This window comes from Geotalea uraniireducens Rf4, from assembly GCF_000016745.1.
In the GTDB taxonomy this organism is placed as follows: domain Bacteria; phylum Desulfobacterota; class Desulfuromonadia; order Geobacterales; family Geobacteraceae; genus Geotalea; species Geotalea uraniireducens.
This window is the reverse complement of sequence record NC_009483.1, coordinates 3,702,404-3,722,642: the sequence shown is the minus strand read 5'-3', so window position 1 is coordinate 3,722,642 and position 20,239 is coordinate 3,702,404. Positions and strand designations below refer to the sequence as shown.

General features: G+C 52.0%; 17 protein-coding genes. All 17 read left to right on the top strand.

Translation table 11 applies throughout. From position 1 onward, the window contains the following. The first annotated feature begins 4 nt into the window (after positions 1 to 4). Positions 5 to 898 carry a GTPase Era gene (gene era / locus GURA_RS16040; protein ID WP_011939977.1) on the top strand — a complete coding sequence of 298 codons (894 nt, stop codon included), beginning with the start codon at positions 5 to 7 and terminating at the stop codon, positions 896 to 898. Continuing rightward, the gene (der, locus tag GURA_RS16035; protein WP_011939976.1) at positions 895 to 2,220 is read left to right on the top strand and encodes a ribosome biogenesis GTPase Der; all 1,326 of its coding nucleotides are present in this window, start codon (positions 895 to 897) and stop codon (positions 2,218 to 2,220) included. Before era ends, der begins: the two co-directional genes overlap by 4 nt. A gap of 81 nt (positions 2,221 to 2,301) precedes the next feature. After that, positions 2,302 to 4,005: a response regulator gene (locus GURA_RS16030; protein ID WP_011939975.1), complete on the top strand. Its 1,704-nt coding sequence runs from the start codon at positions 2,302 to 2,304 to the stop codon at positions 4,003 to 4,005. Further along, positions 4,002 to 4,367 (top strand): response regulator, encoded by a 366-nt coding sequence (locus GURA_RS16025; RefSeq protein ID WP_011939974.1) that lies wholly within the window; start codon positions 4,002 to 4,004, stop codon positions 4,365 to 4,367. Before GURA_RS16030 ends, GURA_RS16025 begins: the two co-directional genes overlap by 4 nt. Positions 4,368 to 4,430: 63 nt before the next feature. Next, entirely contained in the window at positions 4,431 to 6,446 is a 2,016-nt protein-coding gene (locus tag GURA_RS16020) for a chemotaxis protein CheA (RefSeq protein WP_011939973.1), read from the top strand. Continuing rightward, the gene (locus GURA_RS16015; protein ID WP_011939972.1) at positions 6,447 to 7,247 is read left to right on the top strand and encodes an ExeA family protein; all 801 of its coding nucleotides are present in this window, start codon (positions 6,447 to 6,449) and stop codon (positions 7,245 to 7,247) included. It begins immediately after the preceding gene. 18 nt (positions 7,248 to 7,265) lie between these two features. Beyond that, positions 7,266 to 8,054: a chemotaxis protein CheW gene (locus tag GURA_RS16010; protein ID WP_011939971.1), complete on the top strand. Its 789-nt coding sequence runs from the start codon at positions 7,266 to 7,268 to the stop codon at positions 8,052 to 8,054. 17 nt (positions 8,055 to 8,071) lie between these two features. Beyond that, positions 8,072 to 8,446: a response regulator transcription factor gene (locus tag GURA_RS16005; protein WP_011939970.1), complete on the top strand. Its 375-nt coding sequence runs from the start codon at positions 8,072 to 8,074 to the stop codon at positions 8,444 to 8,446. Positions 8,447 to 8,502: 56 nt separating this feature from the next. Continuing rightward, positions 8,503 to 8,985 (top strand): chemotaxis protein CheW, encoded by a 483-nt coding sequence (locus GURA_RS16000; protein WP_011939969.1) that lies wholly within the window; start codon positions 8,503 to 8,505, stop codon positions 8,983 to 8,985. 23 nt (positions 8,986 to 9,008) lie between these two features. Continuing rightward, entirely contained in the window at positions 9,009 to 9,983 is a 975-nt protein-coding gene (locus tag GURA_RS15995; protein ID WP_011939968.1) for a response regulator, read from the top strand. A 39-nt stretch (positions 9,984 to 10,022) separates the two neighbouring features. Beyond that, entirely contained in the window at positions 10,023 to 12,035 is a 2,013-nt protein-coding gene (locus GURA_RS15990; protein ID WP_011939967.1) for a HEAT repeat domain-containing protein, read from the top strand. After that, positions 12,035 to 12,910, top strand: a complete 876-nt coding sequence (locus tag GURA_RS15985) for a CheR family methyltransferase (RefSeq protein ID WP_011939966.1) — start codon at positions 12,035 to 12,037, stop codon at positions 12,908 to 12,910. Before GURA_RS15990 ends, GURA_RS15985 begins: the two co-directional genes overlap by 1 nt. Beyond that, a complete protein-coding gene (locus GURA_RS15980; protein ID WP_011939965.1) occupies positions 12,907 to 13,992 on the top strand; it encodes a protein-glutamate methylesterase/protein-glutamine glutaminase in 1,086 nt (361 codons plus the stop codon). The genes GURA_RS15985 and GURA_RS15980 overlap by 4 nt, the downstream gene beginning before the upstream one ends. 23 nt (positions 13,993 to 14,015) lie before the next feature. Then, entirely contained in the window at positions 14,016 to 14,840 is an 825-nt protein-coding gene (locus GURA_RS15975) for a GAF domain-containing protein (RefSeq protein ID WP_011939964.1), read from the top strand. Positions 14,841 to 14,925: 85 nt separating this feature from the next. Next, entirely contained in the window at positions 14,926 to 15,303 is a 378-nt protein-coding gene (locus GURA_RS15970; protein ID WP_011939963.1) for a response regulator, read from the top strand. Positions 15,304 to 15,400: 97 nt separating this feature from the next. After that, the gene (locus GURA_RS15965) at positions 15,401 to 17,554 is read left to right on the top strand and encodes a cytochrome c3 family protein (protein ID WP_011939962.1); all 2,154 of its coding nucleotides are present in this window, start codon (positions 15,401 to 15,403) and stop codon (positions 17,552 to 17,554) included. A 207-nt stretch (positions 17,555 to 17,761) separates the two neighbouring features. After that, positions 17,762 to 20,236 carry a leucine--tRNA ligase gene (leuS, locus tag GURA_RS15960; protein WP_011939961.1) on the top strand — a complete coding sequence of 825 codons (2,475 nt, stop codon included), beginning with the start codon at positions 17,762 to 17,764 and terminating at the stop codon, positions 20,234 to 20,236. Positions 20,237 to 20,239 lie beyond the last annotated feature (3 nt).

The following is a 20,239-nucleotide window of genomic DNA, read 5'->3' as shown; positions in this document are numbered from 1 at the left end:
AGTTTTGACTGAAAAGCAGTTCCGTTCCGGTTTCGTTTCCATTATCGGCCGGCCCAACGTGGGGAAATCGACGCTTTTAAACCGCATCCTCGGCGACAAGATCGTCATCACCTCTGATAAGCCGCAGACCACAAGGAACCGCATTCAGGGTATCCATAACCTGCCCGGCTGTCAGATGGTGTTTATCGATACCCCCGGTATCCATCGTGCCAAATCGAAGCTGAACAAGTACATGGTGGACGTGGCGTTGTCGTCCATCAAAGAGGTGGATGTAATTCTCTTCCTCGTAGAGGCGGATGCAAAGCCGGCAAACCAGGAAGGAATGATTCTCGAACTTTTGGCCAATGCGGACGCGCCGGTGCTCCTCGTCATCAACAAGATCGACCTGGTGGCCAAGGAAGCTCTGCTTGAGAGGATTGCCGCCTACGCCGCCCTTTATCCGTTTCGGGAGATCGTTCCGGTTTCCGCGCTCAGCGGTGATGGCGTGGAGCGCCTTGTGGAAGTGGTCCATGGTTTTATCCCCGCTGGACCCCCCTATTTCCCCGACGATATCCTGACGGATCTGCCGGAGCGCTTTATCGTTGCCGAGATGATTCGAGAGAAGATCTTTCGCCTGACCCACGATGAGGTCCCCTATTCTGTGGCGGTCGTGGTGGAGAGCTTTAAGGAGCGCGCTGACGGGCTTGTTTCCATTGCGGCTGCCATTAACGTGGAGCGGGAGTCGCAGAAGGGGATTGTGATCGGGAAGAAGGGGGAGATGCTGAAGAGGATCGGCATGCAGGCACGCCGGGAGATAGAAGAACTCCTCGACACAAAGGTTTTTCTTGAGCTGTTTGTGCGGGTGAGCAAGGAATGGAGCGAAAATACGCGAATGCTGAAGGAGTTTGGTTACGAATGAGACCTTTGATTGCTATAGTTGGACGGCCAAATGTGGGTAAATCGACCCTGTTCAACCGGATTGTCGGCCGGCGTAAGGCAATGGTTGACGATATGCCTGGGGTGACCCGCGATCGCAACTATGCCAACGTTGACCGTTTTGACGTTCCCTTTATTCTTATTGACACCGGCGGTTTCGAACCGGAAACAAACGACCGGCTGTTGCAGCAGATGCGTGAGCAGTCGCAGCTGGCCATGGCAGAGGCCGATGTCATACTCTTCGTTATGGATGGGAGGGATGGTCTGACCCCGGCTGACGTGGAGGTTGTCGAAATGCTGCGTCGGGTGGATAAGCCGATTTTTTACCTGATCAACAAGATTGACGGCGACAAGCAGGAGACAGCCATTGGCGATTTTTACACGCTTGGCGTGGATACCATTTTCACTGTTTCTGCTGAGCACAACCGTGGCGTGAACGACTTGATGGATGAGGTCATAAAGGCCTTGCCCAAAGGTTCTGCGGCTGATACGGACGAAGAGGTGACTAAAATAGCGGTGATCGGCCGTCCCAACGTGGGGAAATCGACGCTTGTGAATCGCCTGCTCGGTATTGAACGGGTGGTGGCCAACCCAACTCCCGGCACTACCAGGGACTCCATTGACACGTATTTTACCTGTAACCGCAAGCGCTACCTGCTTATCGACACGGCCGGCATCAGACGAAAAGGGAAGACCACCGAGAAAATCGAGAAATACAGCGTGGTGGACTCCCTGCGCAGTATCGAGCGTGCCGATGTGGTGCTTATCGTCATAGACGCGGAAGAAGGTGTTACGGAGCAGGATACGAAGATCGCCGGTTATGCCTATGAAGCCGGCCGCGGCTGTATTTTCGTCGTCAACAAGTGGGATACCCTGACCAAGGATAACGCCTCCATGGGCAAGTTTATCGAGAAAATTCGCATGGAGTTCAAATACCTCCCCTTTGCGCCCATAGTATTTGTTTCGGCGAAGACCGGCCAGCGACTCGGCAAGATCATGACCGAAGTGGATGCGGTAATGGAGCAGTTTGCCCGGCGTATCACCACCTCCGATCTGAACAGGGTATTCAGCACGGCTACCGAGGAGCACCATGCCCCGCTCTACCAGGGACGGCGGGTCAAATTCTATTTCGCCACCCAGGTAGGAACAAAACCCCCCTCGATCGTTATTTTCACCAATCGTCCCGATGGAGTGCATTTTTCCTACGAGCGGTACATTGTCAACAGGTTCAGGGAGGCTTTCGGCTTCACCGGCACACCCATGCGCCTGCTTTTCAAGGGTCGAGAGAGCCGTAAAAGGGCGTAAATCTCCTCTTTACTTAGGTTGTCGGATAGTTTAGTATGAGCGCCTGTTACTAAATTCCTTTTTTTATCGAGTTCCGTCACTATGAGTCTTGTCGGAAATTTGGAAGATCTGGGGCTCGGCGAAATTTTGCAGATAGTAAGCCTGAGCCGGAAGTCGGGGATTCTTGCCTTGCACAGCAGGGGGCGTGAAGCGAGAATCATCTTCCGCAGCGGCCAGGTTATCCGTGCCAGCTCAAGCTCTTATCAGCAAAACCTGGGCGAGGTCTTGATCCAGAAAGGGATTATCGATCTCACTACCCTCAAACAGGCGCTGAGCATTCAGGAAGACGAAGGTTTTTCCGAGCTGCTGGGAACCATCCTGATAAAGCGATTCAATGTCAGTTCCGAGGCCATTGAAGGGGTAGTGCACGAGCAGATCGAATCTGTCGTCTATTCCCTTTTTGCATGGGCAGAAGGCTCTTTCGATTTCGAACTTCAGGATACGGTCGAAGCGGTCGATCATACCAGGATGGACCCGATGCAGTTCATGCTGGAACAGGGACTCAACCCCCAGTTCCTGGCCATGGAAGGCTCCAGGATCATCGATGAAAAACGACACCGCGGCGAATCCCTGGAAGATGCAGAGCAGTCTCAACCGGCACCGGTTCAGGCTGAAGAGAGTGTCGATTTTGCTTTTGACCTGTTGCAATCCCCTGAGTCTGCGCCGGAACCGGAGTCCGTTCTGTCCGAGCAGGGAGAACGGCGGCTGGTGGTGTTGGTCGATGACGACGCCGATACCCGCGACGCGTTTGTTTCTCTCCTTGAAGGCGGGAGATATGAAGTATGCGCCCTTGAGAAGAGTGAAGAGGCCCTGATAAAGATTGACACTCTGTGCCGCGATGGCCGTCATCCGACGGTTCTCGTGGATCTGATCATGCCGAGGATGGACGGCTCGGGAATTCTGGGGGGATTGGAACTTCTTGAACTGATTGGTAATAACTTTGCGGCTCTTCCCGTGCTCGTACTGACTGACTATCACAACAGCGACGCAGAACGGAAGGTAAAGGCGATGGGGTTTCCCATCATTATGAAGCCGCGCAAGACGGAGATCCAGGATCCGGCCTTGCTCCGGACTTTCAAGGCCGGTCTTCTCCCGGAATTGGCCCGGGTTGAATCCTGCGGAGGAATGGCTGTACCGAGCGACAAGGTCAATATCGGCGATGAACTGCGCCTTGAAATGGGGGAAGGGCTTTATCCGCCTGCCAAGCCGGTTGAACAGAGTACCGGTATTTCCCTTCTGCGGGGAATGCTCGACGAACTGAACAATCCGTCTCTCGGCGGTGGAATCATTCTGCTGGTGCTCCGCTTCGCTTCCGAGTTCATGAATCGCGCCGTCGTCCTCATTGTTAAAAAAGACGAAATTGCCGGCCTCGGGCAGTTCGGCATCAACGACAGCGAGGGGCTTGCCGATTCAAAAATCAGATCCATGCGCATCCCCAAGGGAGAGACCTCGCTGTTCAGCGAGGTTGTTGAGACTTTGCTGCCGGTCAAGGCGAAACCCGATGATTCAAAGTGGAATCGATATTTCATCGAGCAGTTGGGCGGCGAGCAACCGGCGGAATCCTTTGTCGGTCCGATAGTCAGCGAAGGCAAGGTGGTTGCGGTATTGTATGGTGACAATCTCCCTGAAATGAAACCGATAGGGGACACCGACTCGCTGGAAATATTCCTTTCGCAAGCGGGTTTGGCGATGGAAAAAGCTCTTTTACAGCGTAGATTAAAGGATAAAAGCCGGGAGGAGTTGTGAAAAAGATACTGATAGCCGAAGATTCCAATACCATGCGCTCTCTGCTCGTTTCAACCATTGATTCCCTGGAAAAATATGAAATCATTGAGGCTGCCAGCGGTTTTGAGGCGTTGCGCCTTTTGCCGCGGGAACAGGTGGATCTTATCATAACCGACATAAACATGCCCGACATAAACGGCCTTGAATTGATCAGCTATGTGAGAAACAATCCCAACTATCAGGACATTCCACTCTTTATCATCTCCACTGAAAGCAGTGACAAGGATCTGGAGAAGGGACTGGCGCTCGGAGCCAACGAATACCTGGTAAAACCCTTTGATCCTCTCAAACTTCAGGAACTGATCGGCACATATCTGGGGTAGGGCGCGTGGCATGTCCGGCTGTTGGACGAACGCAATTCGCCCTTATCCATCAAGTGAGATTTTATGACCGGTGTTGACAATGCCATAGGTAAAGCCGCCAAGGATTTTCTGGCAGAAGCTGAGGAGATTATCGACCAGTTGAGTCTGGACCTTGTCGCTCTCAGTGACTGTGCTGACGGTGGCGACTTCAATCCTGACCTGGTTAATTCCATTTTCCGCGGAGCCCATTCCCTGAAGGGTCTTGCCGGTATGTTCGGTTTTACCGATATCGCCGAATTGTCGCACAATATGGAAAACCTGCTCGACTCACTGCGTCTCGGGAAGGTGTCGCTCAGCCAGAACACCATCAGCGTTCTTTTCGAGTCCATGGAATTGCTGGGTACGCTGGTCCAGAGCGCCGGAACTGCCGATCGGCAGTTGCATGACATTTCTCAGGCCGTGGCACGTATCAGCTCCTGTGTCTGCGCGGTACAAAAAGAGGAATCAGTTTCCCCGTTGGCAAAACTCGGGCTCTCTGAACGAGTGCTCGGCTCGCTTACCGAGTATGAAGAGCACCGGCTTCTTGAGAACGTAAAAAAGGGGCGCAGGATCTTTTCCATTCTCGCATCCTTCAGTCTCGCCACATTCGACCAGGATCTGGGTGAGTTGACCGACGTCCTGAAAAGCGCGGGAGAGGTTATCAGTACCCTGCCGAGTGCAGGGGGGGGGCTGGAATCCTCCATAAATTTTGAAATTTTATTCGGTTCGGAAAAGGTCAGCGCAGAAGTAACGGCTCTGATTGACCGGGACAATATAACGGTAATGCTCCTTGGTGGGGAGTCTCCTTCCCAGCCGGCCGAAATGCAGGAAATGGCGCCTTCCCTGGCCCCGGAAGCCTCCATGACGGCAAAGAGCATGAGCCGCACAGTGCGTGTGGATATCAGCAAACTCGACGAGCTCATGAACATCGTCGGAGAACTGGTTCTTTCCCACTCAACAATCAGCCAACTGGCCGGCCGGATGAGATTGGACGGTTATTCGGCCCCTTCCATAGAACTGACCAAGGCTGCCAAAGGTTTGGAGCGAAAGCTGACTGAACTGCAGAAGGGAGTAATGGAAATCCGCATGATCCCCGTTGGTCAGCTTTTTGAAAAAATGGCGCGCATCGTCCGCAAAATCTCCAGAGAGCAGGGGAAAAAGGTCGAGCTGAAAATGTTCGGCGCAGACACCGAGCTGGACAAGCTGATAATTGAAGATATCTCCGATCCGATGATGCACATCATCCGAAATTCCATTGATCACGGCATCGAAACACCCGAAAAACGTATCCTGGCCGGAAAGGATGAAAAGGGGGTCATAAAGCTCTCTTCCTATCAGAAAGGGAACCACGTGGTCATTCAGGTGGAGGATGACGGCGCCGGTATAGATATCGAAAAGGTGAAGCGCAAGGCTTTGGAAAAGGGACTTATTCCCAGCATTGAAGCTATCCATGACAAGGAAGCGTTGGATCTCATATTCCTCCCCGGTTTTTCCACGAGCGACAAGGTGAGCGAGATTTCCGGCCGCGGTGTCGGCATGGATGTGGTCAGAACGAATATTGCAGCGCTTTCCGGCATGGTTGATGTCGAGAGCTACCCGGGGGAAGGGAGCAGCATGATCATCACGCTTCCCATAACCCTTGCCATCATCAAAGCCCTGATCATATCTTCGGTCGGCCGCACCTATGCCCTTCCCATTACGTCGGTTCTTGAGACGATTCTGGTGGAGCGAAAGGACGTCCGCACCGTGGAAAAGAAAGAAGTCATACAGTTGCGGGAGAATACGCTGCCTTTACTTCGCCTCGGCAAATTTTTCGAGACGGAGACACAAGGGGAACAGCAGGAAAATTTCTATGTAGTCGTGGTTGGTGCAGCGGAAAAGCGCCTCGGCATGGTAGTGGATGATCTTCTGGGGCAGCAGGATATTGTTATTAAATCCATTGGTGAAACCTTCAAGGGGTTCAAAGGGATTTCCGGCGCTGCCGACCTTGGCGACCAACGCACGATCCTTGTGCTCGATGTTGGTGGAATTATCAACGAGGCTGTCAGGGGCGGGGCTTAAATGTACAAGACGTTCTACGGTTTTCATGAGAAGCCTTTCAGTAAGACCCCGGATCCGCGTTTTCTCTATATGAGTGCCGGTCACCGGGAGGCGCTGGCAAGGCTCCAGTATGTGCTCGAAGAACGGGAATTGGCGCTTCTCACCGGTGAGATCGGCTGCGGCAAAACAACTATTTCCCGTGCACTCATGGATACCATGGGTGATGCATACCATTTTTGCTTTATCTTTAATCCGCGTCTGACTGCCCTGGAGTTCCTGCGTGTCATTGCTGCAAATCTGGACGTGGAAACCCCGTCGACCGCCAAGGATTGCCTGCTGGGAGAGATAACCGAGGCGCTTTATCACTTTCACGATCAAGGACGCTGCCCGGTGATTGTCGTAGATGAGGCACAGTTGATTCCGGATCGGGAGATCTTTGACGAAATAAGGCTGCTCACCAATTTTCAGCTGGACGACAGGAACCTTCTCAGTGTTGTTATCATGGGACAGCCGGAGCTGCGCAAGATTATCTCCGCTCCCCTGTATGAACCGTTCAGGCAGCGTGTTGCCATCAACTACCATCTTCATCCCCTGAGCCTGGAAGAAACCCAGGAGTACCTTGATTTCAGGATGGAGGTGGCCGGGGGGGGCGCCGGGCTATTTTCTCCCGATGCGGTCCAACGGATATATGAGATCACGGTCGGTGTGCCGAGGAAAATAAACGCTGTGGCTACAAATGCCCTTCTTACCGGTTTCGGCAAGGATGCGGCATTGATTGACGCCTCCATCATAGAAGAAATCAAGGATGAACTGTCCATTTAAACCCATTGCAGGTTTGAGATGAATTTAGCCGAGATCAGAAAAAAAGCGCAGCAGGAAAAGGACGAACGACAGGGTGCCTTGCCGGTAGAAACGGTACGTCAGGCTGTCGAGCCGATGGAAAAGGGGAGCAAGCCTGTCGGGATGCATCCCGATCCTGTTGAAACCTTTCCCGAGCCCGTCATGGAACCACGTCGACAACCCCTCGAAGCTCCTTTTGCACTGCCGTTGGAGAGCCGCATGCACTCTCTCGCGGTGGAAGAGGCAGCCCCTTCACCATATGATCCTCTTGCTGTCCTGCTGCAGGGGCGTGAAAGAGCCGGTTGCGATGAAGATGCATTTCTTGGTCCTACATTGATGACGGAGGTCGACAACCGCGATTCCCAGGAGCTTCTATGCTTCAGGGTGGCAACAGAAGAATACGCCCTCAATATCATGGACATCAAGGAGATCATCAAGCCACGAGAGGTGACCGAAGTTCCGCGCGTTCCTTCGTTTGTGTCCGGGGTTCTTTCTTTGCGCGGGATTATCATTCCGATATTCAATATGCGAGTCAGGCTTGGTCTTGTTGGTGGGGCCTCGTCAGGCAAGGAAAGGATAATCGTAGTCAAGAACGGTGACAACGGTTTTTGCGGGATACTGGTGGATGAAGTAATCCAGGTCGTACGGATCGACTCGAAAGACCTTGAGCCGCCGCCGACTGTTCTGGAAGGGATTGATCGGGATTTCGTCAACGGAATAGGCAGGTTTAGCGGTCGAATGCTCATTCTGCTCAACATGGAAAAGATTCTGGATGTAACCCTCTTCTGAGACATTTGGAGACGAACATGAACAATAACAAGATTCTCGTTGTCGAAGACGAGGAAAGTCTTTTAAAACTGGAAAGCATACTTCTTACTTCGAAAGGCTATTTAGTTACCGGGGTTATGGATGGCAGAGCGGCGCTTGAAGAGATCAAGACGAACAGGCCTGATCTTGTAATTCTGGACATCATGCTTCCGGAGATCGATGGTTTCGAGGTCTGCAAACGGATCAAGGAAAATAATGAAACCAAAAGTATTCCTGTGGTAATGTTGACGGCCAAGAAGAGCAACCAGGATGTTGAGCGGGGAAGGCAGGTTGGCGCGGATGCTTACATTACCAAGCCGTTCAGATCCGCCAGGGTCATGGAAGTCATTGAAGGGTTGATCGGTAAACAGTAACAGGCGGGGAGATCGGCCTGTATCAATGTTTCAATCCTTACTCATAAGGGATAGTGATGTATTCGGACATTAATGAAATTCAGGTCGCTTGCTTTACCATAGGTGAAAACCTCTATGCGGTTGACATCATGCGGATCAGGGAAATCATCAGGCCGCAGAAGTTGACCAGCCTGCCCAAGGCTCCCCCCTTTGTTGAAGGGGTGATAAACCTGCGAGGCAGCGTGCTTCCGGTTATCGATCTTCGCAAGAGGTTTGATCTTCCTCTACGCGAATTTGATTCCGGGGTCAGGCTGCTGATCGTCAGGGTGTCGAAGCAGCTTCTCGGGTTGGTCGTGGATAACGTCACTGAGGTTATCACAATCCCCGTCAAAGACATAAAACCGCCGCCACAGGTCGTTGGAGGAATTGGCGCCAAATATCTCGTGGGGGTCTGTCTGGCGAAGGAATCTCTCATCATATTGCTGAACATAGACACTATCCTGACGGCCCATGAGGCTTCAGAACTCGGCAGTATCGGCGACATGGAAGTTAATGGCTGACTATTGAGATTGAAAGGGTTTGCATGCTGATTGTATGTCCGAGTTGTAAGGCAAAATTCAGTTTCGACGATACTAAAGTGGGTGCAGAAGGCATTAAACTGCGGTGCAGTAAATGTCGTGCGATTTTCAAAGTAACCAGAAAGATCCCTCCCCCGGTTGCTGCCTCGCGGCCGGCCGTTTCTCCTTCTGTTGCAACTGCCGGGATAAAAGTCGTTATAGCAAATGAAAGCGCAGCCTTTTGTACGGCGGTGAAAAAAGTGCTGGAGCCGGAGTCGTTTACGGTCTTCACGTTTAATGACGGGAAGGAAACCTTTGATGCTGTCGAACGTTTGCGTCCCGATGTGGTTTTACTTGATGTGGCGCTCCCTTCGATGTACGGCTTTGAGGTATGTGAAAAAATCAGGAATGATCCGGCGTTGGCTGCCGTTAAAATTATCCTCATTGCATCTGTTTACGATAAGACGAGGTACAAGCGGTCGCCTAATTCACTCTATGGCGCCGACGATTATATAGAAAAGCATCATATCCCGGATTCATTGTCCTCCATGATATACCGGCTGGTGTCCGGCCAGAAACCCGTTGAGGCTGCAGCCCCTGAAGAGGTTTCCCGGCAAGAGGAGGGCCAGGCGGCTCCGCAACAACTCTCAAGCACCGAAATCGACGCCCAGGAGATTGTCCGCCAGGAAATTCAGGAGGATGAGGAACGCGAGACTACTCCCCAGGTATCATACACAGCACCCCGGCAATTACCCGATGCGCATGTAAAGGCCCGGCGGCTAGCCCGCATTATCGTCTCGGATATCACCCTTTACAATCAGACCAAGGTGGAAGAGGGTGTCAAAAACAACACTTTTTATAAACTGTTGGAAGACGATATACGGGAAGGGACGGCTCTTTACGAGCGCCGTGTGTCTGAGTCGATCAGAAACGATACATCTTATCTCGAAGATGCTTTCGAGGAATTAATTGCCAGGAAAAAACAGGAATTGAGATTGTGACGGCATCATGCATTCTGCACAGGAACGTTGGAGCGCGTAGTGGAAAAACTGCATACCCTTACTGAACAACTCTGTTCGCCTGATGAGGAAAAACGGAGACTGGCAGTGGTCGGCCTGGGAGGGTATCCCCTTGACCAGATTGAAGAAAGTCTTTTTCGTGCTCTGGGCGATATAAGCTGGCGTGTCCGCAAAGAGGCGGTAGATATACTTGTGGCCGCTGCTACCGGTACTGGTGCTGTAATCCTGGAGGAAAAGCTGATCGATATGCTCAGATCCCAGGAAAATGCAGGCCTGCGCAATTCCGCCGTGGAATCCCTGGAAAAGCTCGGGCGGCAGGCTACACATGCCCTTTGCCGTCATGTGGGGGATGACGACCATGATGTGCGGAAGTTCATTGTCGACATCATGGGGAACATCTGCGACCCTGCTTTTGTGCCGCATTTGATAAAGGCGCTCGATGACTCCGATGCCAACGTTCGTGCTGCAGCTGCAGAAAATCTGGGAAAGATTCGGGATGCGCAGGCGATACCGGCTCTTTTGCAGGCCTTGGCAAAAAATGACGTTTGGCTGAGGTTCACCATTCTCGAGTCCATCGGCAAAATCGGTAAACCGGTGCCTATGGCCGCGATTGTACCGCTTGCCAAGGAAAATCTCCTGAAAAAGGCGATATACGACTGTCTCGGTGCGATTGGCGATGTGGAGGCGGTGCCGCTTCTTGTGGAGGGATTGAAGGACAGGGTGAAGAATGCCCGTGAGGCAGCGGCGATGGGGCTTGTTTCGCTCAGGGACCGCCTCCCCTCCGAAATCGCTGAACGTGCAGTGGATGAGAGGCTCTGGAGGTTCAAGGGAACTCCGTTTGTGGAAGGTCTGCTTGCTTCGTTTGAAACTTCCGAGAGCAGTTTGAGAGAGTCACTGGTCAAAATTCTCGGCATCATCGGGGATGATCGTGCGTCTGGCCATCTGCTTCGCGGCTGCTGTGACGACAGGCTCCGCAGGCACTGCTTGCAGGCATTCAAGGCCATGGGGGAGGGCGGAGCAGCATCTCTGGTTGAAGCATATCCTGCCGCGGATGACGATGAACGCTGTTTCATCGTTTATGTATGCGGAGAATTGCGCTACAAGGGGTGCGTTTCCCTATTAAGCGAAGGGCTGCTCGACTCCAATGCCCGGCTGAGAAAAGCCTCGGTGCAGGCTGCGGGTAAGACCGGCCTTGTTGTGTTTATCAACGAAATCGCCCATCTGCTCGAAGACAGTGAGCCGGATGTCCGTGAAGGGGCAATTGAAGCCCTTTATCGCCTTGTCGAAGCGGACAGGGTAGCCGTAGCAAAAATTACCGGCAAACTTGCCTCTTCCGAAGTTTCTGAAAAAAGGCGTAATGCGGCGATTCTTTGCACGGCACTCTCCGACACCGATAAACTTTCGCTCCTTATCAAGGATGAAGACGCATCCGTACGCAAAACCGCGGTCAGTTCGTTGGCCAAGCTCAAGTCGGCGGCGAGCGTCGGGCACCTCGTCATGGCTTTGGTTGATGAGGATCCTGATGTCCGTATTGCTGCAGCAGGCGCTCTCGGGGATATCGGCGGGGATGACGTCCTCGATCCTTTACTCTTGGCGCTTAAGGATGACGATCCCTGGGTTAAGTGCGCAGCACTGAAGAGCCTTGGTAATCTGCGCAACGATGCCGCCTTGCCGGCGATTGTCGAGTTGTTTGAGAGTGCTGAAGGGCTCGTTTTGATCTCCGTGCTGGATACTGTTGCCCAGATCGGCGGAGACAAGGGGACCGCATTGGTTGAAAGGGCGCTTGAAAACCACGATGAAGAAGTGGTCAAGGCTGCCATCAACATCCTTTCTCTGAATGGCGATGGGTGGATTCATGCATACCGGAACAAACTTCTGTCCCATCCGCACTGGGATGTAAGGAGCAGTTTTGTTAAGGCAATGGCTGCCCGGATGGGTGAGAAGGCATTGCCATATCTGCGTTCGGCCCTGGAAACCGAGTCGGATGAATCGGTAAAGGGGCAGATCGTGGAATTAATGGATAGGTTCTTCTAATGTTTTGCTCTGAACCTGAAGTACTGATGACCGATGATGAGTTTCGCCTTATCAGGGATCTCATTTATACACATTGTGGTCTATATTTTGATAACGACTCCAAGTATCTGCTGGAAAAACGTCTTGCCCGGAGATTGTCCCATCATCAACTTCCGGCGTTCAGGGATTACTATCATTTTCTGAAATATGACAGAAAGCGGGATCAGGAACTCTCCGACATAATGGATATCCTGACCACCAACGAGACCTATTTTTTCCGCGAAGCGTTTCAGTTGAAGGCATTTACCGACGAAATAATTCCCGAGTTGATGAACGTAAAGGCGAAAAGGGGCGATCGCACATTGCGGATCTGGAGTGCTGGCTGTTCTACGGGTGAAGAGCCGTACACGATCGCCATGCTTCTTCTGGAAATGGGTTGTATAAAAGGCTGGCGCGTGGAAATCATCGGCACCGATATCAGCCAGAGGGTGCTGCAACAGGCACGAAAGGCTGCTTACGGCAAATCTTCATTCAGATCAACAGAAGAAATATATATTAAACGATATTTTCAAGAACAGGAAGGCATGTTCAAAGTAAACGATGAAGTCCGGGAGCTTGTAACTATCAGCCATCTCAACCTATTTGATCAGAACCGGCTTGCATTGCTCGGCAAGATGGATGTGATTTTCTGTCGCAACGTCATCATATATTTCGATCAGATCGCCAAGAAGAGGGTTGTGGAATCATTTTACAAGTCATTGCGCGAGGGAGGGTATCTTCTCCTCGGCCATTCCGAATCGTTGATGAATATTTCTACTGCCTTTGCTCTCAAACACCTGAAAAACGACATGGTCTACCACAAGCCTGAATGTGCGGAATTCGGAGGTTTTGCATGAAGAAGGTGAGGGTGGTGGTCATAGACGATTCGGCTTACAATCGACGTACTATTACCAAGATGCTTGAAGAGGTGCCGGAGGTTGAGGTTGTAGGCTACGCTGCCAATGGTGAGGAGGGAATCAGGCGGGTTATCGATCTAAGTCCCGATCTCGTTACTCTTGATCTTGAAATGCCCCGAATGGACGGCTTTACTACGTTGCGCATCATCATGAGCAGCTGTCCTACGCCGGTTATCGTGATCAGTTCCGGGAGTGAGGACGAGCGGGTTTTTAAGGCGCTTGAACTGGGCGCTGTTGATTTTATCGCGAAACCGACCAGGACGATATCCGATGAACTTCTGAAAATTCAGGACGATCTCCAGAAAAAGGTGCGGAGTGTTTTTAACCTCAATATGGCGGGGATCAAAAGACGGGAGTCATTGTTTATCCAGGAGGCAAAGGCAAAAAAGGAAAAGAAGCCGGCGTTGTTTCCGACCGCAAAAACAGTCAAATCCAAAGTCGATATTGTCGCCATTGGAGCTTCTACCGGAGGTCCACCGGCTCTCCAGAGCATTTTTTCCGCGTTCGCAGAGCCGCTGCCGGTTGCTGTTGTGGTTTCCCAGCACATGCCCGCGGGATTTACCAGGGCTTTTGCCGAAAGACTGAATCGTACATCAGGTTTTGAGATCAAAGAGGCTAAAGACGGTGATGCCGTTTTGCCCGGAAGGGTTCTGGTTGCTCCGGGGGGCCGAAATATGGTGCTTCAGTCTCTTGATGGGAAAGTAATAGTCCGGGTGGTCGACCCGGCGCCGACGGATAAATATATACCTTCCGTGGATGCCATGCTTGCTTCCTGTGCTGAAATCTATGGCTCACGCCTGCTGGCGGTGGTCCTTACCGGCATGGGAAATGATGGAAGCCGCGGAGTTAAGACGGCCAAGGCTGCTGGCGCCAGGATACTCGCTGAGTCTGAAGAATCGGCGGTTGTTTTTGGCATGCCCCGTGAGGCAATAGCCACCGGGCTGGTTGACAAGGTGGCGCCCATCGACAGGATGGCCAATGAAATCGCTTCGCATTGCGGAATTTTACATAACAGGGACTGATATAACAGAGACTGGAGTGGAATATGTCAAAGGAAGAAGATAAAGGCGTTCATGGAAGGGCTGAAGAGTTCTTGCAGGTCTTCAAAAAAGGGGCCGAGTTTACCCAGGAGTTGATGAGGGAAAACGAACGGCTCCGCTATCGGATTATCCAACTGGAGGAATCTCAGTCCAACCTGGAGGGGGTTCCTGCCTCGACTGATGAAAACCGCAAGCTGTTTCAGCGAATTGAGGAGCTGGAACGGGAAAAGGATGAGATCCTCGGGCGGATCAAGCAGGTGGAGGCGGAAAATCAGGATTTTGCTGCCCGATATATAGAAATCGAGGAAGAAAACAACAACCTGGCAAACCTCTACATTGCCAGTTACCAGTTGCATTCCACCCTCGATTTCAAAGAGGTCCTGCAGATAATTACCGAGATCATCATAAACCTGATCGGCGCCGAAGAATTCGCAATCATGCTCCTTGACGAAAAGAGCAATGAAATTCAGGCTGTCGCCTGTGAAGGCATTCTCCGGGACAATATTCCCCATGTGAAGCTTGGCAAAGGCATTATTGGCGAAGTTGCCAAGACCGGCGAGAATTACTTTGTGGAGAACGTCAGCACTTATGTTCAGGATCTCCATCAACCCATGGTCTGCATCCCGCTCAAGATCAAGGAACACGTGATCGGCGTGCTGGTGATTTACAAACTGTTGGTGCAAAAAACGACGTTTGCTGCTGTCGACTACGAACTGTTCACCCTGTTGGCTGGACATGCGGCTACTGCCATTTTCAGCTCAAGGCTCTACAATGATTCCGAACGCAAGCTTTCAACTATTCAGGGATTCATCGATCTCCTGACAAAGTAACCGTATCGGGTATGTGTCCCTGCACGCTCCTATGGGTTACCTCTGGAATGGATGAAAGATACGTGGAATAATCGGAGGACAACATATGTTGCAATATAATATCCTGATAGTCGAGGACTCGCCCACGATGAGGCAACTCATATCTTTTGCCCTTAAAAGATTGAGAGGCATCCGGATCGTGGAAGCCAATGACGGTGTCGATGGGCTGAAAAAGCTTTCCGCTGAAAGATTCGACCTCATTCTGACCGACATAAACATGCCGATCATGGATGGTTTAAAGCTTGTAAGTCTGGTGCGCAATGACGCAAACTACAAGGATACGCCGATCGTCGTCATCACCACCGAGGGGGCGCAGGAGGACCGGGAGCGTGCCCTTGCTCTGGGCGCCAACGATTACATCACCAAGCCTATCCAGCCGAACAGAATACTGGATGTGGCAAAGGGACTGTTGAAGATTACCTGATTATCGAGACTGGCAAGGCATACAAAGGGTAATGGTGTCTTTCCGACATGTGCTTGGAAATAAAGATCACAATTTCAGGAAACAGAGGGAAAAGTCTGTGAAACGCTTTTTACTGCCGTTGATGTTACTGCTTATGATTCCGGTTTTGTTGTTTGCCAAGGAGTTCAAGGTAGTTACTTTTAAAACTGAGAACGCCGGTAAGGTAGTGTTTGACCATGATGTCCATCTGAATAAACTGGGCAGTAATTGTACCGTATGCCATAAGACCATCTTTCCCATCACCAAGAAGGTGCCGCCCGTGACCATGGCGGAAATGGAAAAGGGGAAATCGTGCGGTGCCTGCCATAACAAAACCAAGGCCTTTGCCCTTACTGAATGTGTAAGATGTCACATCGTTAAAGAAGTTCCCATCGAAATACCCGACTTCGGCACGTTGATCTTCAGCCATAATTTTCATCTTGGTATGTACGGGTGCGGCGAGTGTCACAACAAGCTGTTCAAGCCGGGCCCGGGCAACCCCCACGTTTCCATGGCGCAGATGGCGGGCGGAGTGTCGTGCGGTGCCTGCCATGATGGGAAAACGGCGTTTACCGTCAAGGAAAACTGCACCAAATGTCATACCGTGAAGGACATTGCGTTCACCGCCGATGCCTTATTCAGCCATAAATTCCACCTGGAGATGTACAAATGCGGGGACTGCCATAGCAAGTTTTTTGTTGCCGGTCCGAACAGCAAACGTTATTCCATGCGTGAAATGGAACAAGGGAGGTCTTGCGGTGGCTGTCACGACGGCAGCACCGGTTTTTCAGTCAAGGGCGATTGCGCAAAATGTCACAAGACTACCAAGGATATCCCTTTCAAGAAAAGCGATGCGCTTTTCAGTCATAAATTCCATCTTGGCATGTACAACTGCAATGACTGCCACAGCGGCCTCTTTGTCGGTGGCGTCAACAGCAAACGCTATACCATGGCCGACATGGCGAAGCTGAAATCATGCGGCGCCTGTCACGAAGGTGATGTCGCTTTCTCCGTCAACGGCAGTTGCGACAGATGCCATAAAAGCACGAAGGATATCACCTTCACCATACCCGATATCGGTCCGGTGAACTTCAGCCATTCGCTGCACCTGGGCATGTTCAAGTGTGATGACTGTCACAACAAGGTTTTTACCACGGGGGTGGCGAGAAAGAGCTTTCCCATGGCCGAGATGGAAAAGGGTAAGTCCTGCGGTGCCTGCCATGAGGGGAAGACAGCTTTCAGCGTGGCAGCCAATTGCGGCAAGTGCCACCCTGTCAAGGATATCACCTTTACGGATGACGCCCGTTTCAGTCACACAAAGCACCTGGAGATGTACAAGTGTGGTGACTGCCATAGCAAACTGTTTGTTGCCGGACCGGACAATAAGCGGCGTACGATGGTTGATATGGAAAAAGGGGCGTCGTGCGGCGCCTGCCATGAAGGGAGCACCGGCTTCTCGGTCAAGGGTGATTGCGACAAGTGTCATAAATCGACCATTGAAGTGGCCTTCAAAGTTCCCGAAACCGGCATCACCTACTTCAGCCATAAATTTCATATCGGCATGTACAAGTGCGGTGACTGCCACAACGGTATATTCACTACCGGTGTGGCAGCCAAACGCTATAAAATGGCTGATATGGAGGGTGGCAAGTCCTGCGGCGCATGTCACGACGCGAAAACCGCTTTTACGGTAAAAGAAAATTGTGAAAAGTGCCATCCGGTTAAAGAGATCCAGTTCAAGGAATCGGGAGCGCTCTTCAGCCACAAGTTTCATCTGGGTGTTTACCGCTGCAACGATTGCCACTCCAAGCTATTCGTTCCGGGTGAGGGGAACAAGCGTTACACCATGCCCGACATGGAAAAGGGGCGGTCCTGCGGCGCTTGTCACGAATCGAACACTGCCTTTGCGGTTACCGGCAGTTGCAGCAAGTGTCACAACGTGACGAGGGCGGTGAAATATGAACTGCCGGCCAATACCGGCAGTGTCTTGTTCAGTCACAAACTGCATATTTCGAAGGGGTACAACTGTGGTGACTGCCACAACAATCTCATTGCACCGGGTGTCGCCAGGAAACAGTATAAGATGAAGGATATGGAAGATGGTAAATCGTGCGGCGCCTGTCACGGGGCTGCAATGGCCTTCAGCGTCAAGGACCAGGGTAGCTGCGGCAGGTGCCATGGTGGCCGCTCCGGCGATATTCCCCAGTTCCAGGAAGGTATGCCGCCGAATTAATTACGTATCATAGTGGAAAGCATTTACTCACGCAAAGCCGCAAAGAACGCAAAGAAAAATCAGGATGTCGGTGGATTCAGGCAATGCCGCTCGCTATCGAAGCATATAAGCCTGACCCTGTGATTTTCACCGTGTTTGCTGCGTTTCCGTGCTGAAATGCTTTTTTTCAGTTCTATTGCCCCGGCATGACCGGGCCAGGAGGTTGATGTGGAAGAAAAGTATCTCCCGAGCAGGGTTGAGGAGAAATGGCAGAAATTCTGGGAAGCCAATAAGAGCTTCAGGGCAACCGAGGATAAGACGAGGGAAAAGTATTATCTTCTGGAAATGTTTCCCTATCCTTCGGGGCGCATTCACATGGGGCATGTGCGCAACTACTCGATCGGCGACGTGATAGCCCGGTTCAAAAGGATGAAAGGCTTTAATGTCCTTCATCCCATGGGGTGGGATGCCTTCGGCATGCCGGCAGAGAACGCGGCGATCCAGAACAAGAGCCACCCTGCCAAATGGACCTATGAAAACATCGCTTATATGCGGGGCCAATTGAAAAAAATGGGCCTTTCCTATGATTGGGATCGGGAACTTGCGACCTGCGACGTGGACTACTACAAATGGGAGCAGTTGATTTTCCTGCAGATGTATAAAAAGGGTCTTGCCTATAAAAAGATATCTTCCGTTAACTGGTGCCCCAAATGTGAAACTGTTCTGGCCAATGAACAGGTTGAAGACGGCTGCTGTTGGCGGTGCGACAGTAATGTGGATCAGAAGGAACTTGAGCAGTGGTCATTCAGGATAACCGACTATGCAGAGGAACTCCTGGAATACACCTACAAGCTCCCCGGTTGGCCGGAGCGTGTCCTGACCATGCAGCGCAACTGGATAGGGCGAAGCACCGGTTGCGAAATAGATTTCCCCATCGAAGGGCAAATGGACAAGATAAAGGTTTTTACCACCCGTCAGGATACCCTGTTCGGCGCCACATTCATGTCTCTGGCGCCGGAACATCCCATGGCACTGGAGTTGACTACCCCTGAAAACATGGCAACTGTAGCGGCTTTTATCGAGAAGGTCAAGAAGACCGATCGTATCCGGCGCACTGCAGAAGACTTTGAAAAGGAAGGGGTGTTTACCGGTTCGTACTGCATAAATCCGGTCACTAACCGACGGATGCCGGTCTATCTCGCCAATTTTGTCCTGACCGACTACGGCACCGGGGCGGTTATGGCGGTACCGACCCATGACCAGCGCGATTTCGAGTTCGCGCGGAAATACGATATCCCCATGGGTGTGGTGATCCAGCCGGAAGGGGAGGCATTGGACCCGCAGACGATGGCGGAAGCTTTCACTGCTGAAGGGATCATGGTCAACTCCGGCAGGTTTGACGGCCTGAAAAGCGGCGCGGCCAAAGAGCAGATTGCCGATTATCTGGAGAAGGAGGGCATCGGCAAGAAGACGGTCAATTACCGTCTGCGTGACTGGGGGATTTCACGGCAACGCTACTGGGGGAACCCTATTCCCATGATTTACTGCGACCTTTGCGGAGCGGTGCCCGTGCCCGAAACGGATCTGCCGGTGGTTCTTCCCATGGACGCCACGTTTACCGGTGAGGGGGGTAATCCACTGGATAAGGTGGATTCCTTCGTCAATACGACCTGTCCCCAGTGTGGCGAAGCCGCCCGCAGGGAGACCGACACCATGGACACCTTTGTGGAATCCTCATGGTATTTCCTCCGTTACTGCTGCCCCGACTTTGTTTCCGGGCCGCTGGACAAGGAGAAGACCGAATACTGGATGTCGGTGGACCAGTATATCGGCGGAATCGAGCATGCGGTCATGCACCTGCTCTATGCGCGCTTCTTCACCAAGGTATTGCGCGATCTGGGCTATTGCGACATCGACGAGCCGTTCACCAACCTTCTCACCCAGGGGATGGTGATCAAGGATGGGGCGAAGATGAGCAAGTCGAAGGGGAATGTGGTCGACCCCAACGCCCTTATCGATAAATACGGTGCTGACACGGCCCGACTCTTCTCTCTCTTTGCTGCGCCGCCGGAAAAGGACCTGGACTGGAGCGATCAGGGGGTTGACGGCAGTTTCCGTTTTCTCAACCGTGTATGGAAACTGGTCTACGATACCCTGCCCATCATCGGCGGTGCGGGAGCTCTCGATCCTGCCGGGTTGACCAACGAAGGGAAGGGGTTGCGCCGCCAGGTGCACAAGACCATCAGGAAGGTGACGGAAGATATCGAGGAACGGTTCCACTTCAACACGGCCATAGCTGCCACAATGGAACTGGTCAATACCATCCAGTCGTTTGAGCCGAAAAACAGTCCGCAAAATGCACCGGTGCTCAAGGAGGCAATCGAATCGGTAGTGATGCTGCTTGCCCCCTTTGTTCCCCATTTCACCGAAGAGCTGTGGGCCCAGCTCGGTAACAATAAAAGCCTGGAGCAGGCAGGCTGGCCGGCATTTGATTCAGCTGCGGCAATTGATGAAGAGCTGCTGGTCGTTGTTCAGGTTAATGGCAAGCTGCGCGGGAAGCTGACCGTTGCCGTTACCGCTTCGGAAGATGACGTAAAAGGCGCCGCCCTTGCCGACGAGCGGGTGAAGCCGTTTATTGAAGGGAAGAGTGTAAAGAAGATTGTCTATGTTCCCGGCAAGCTGGTTAACATCGTTGTAGGTTAATGA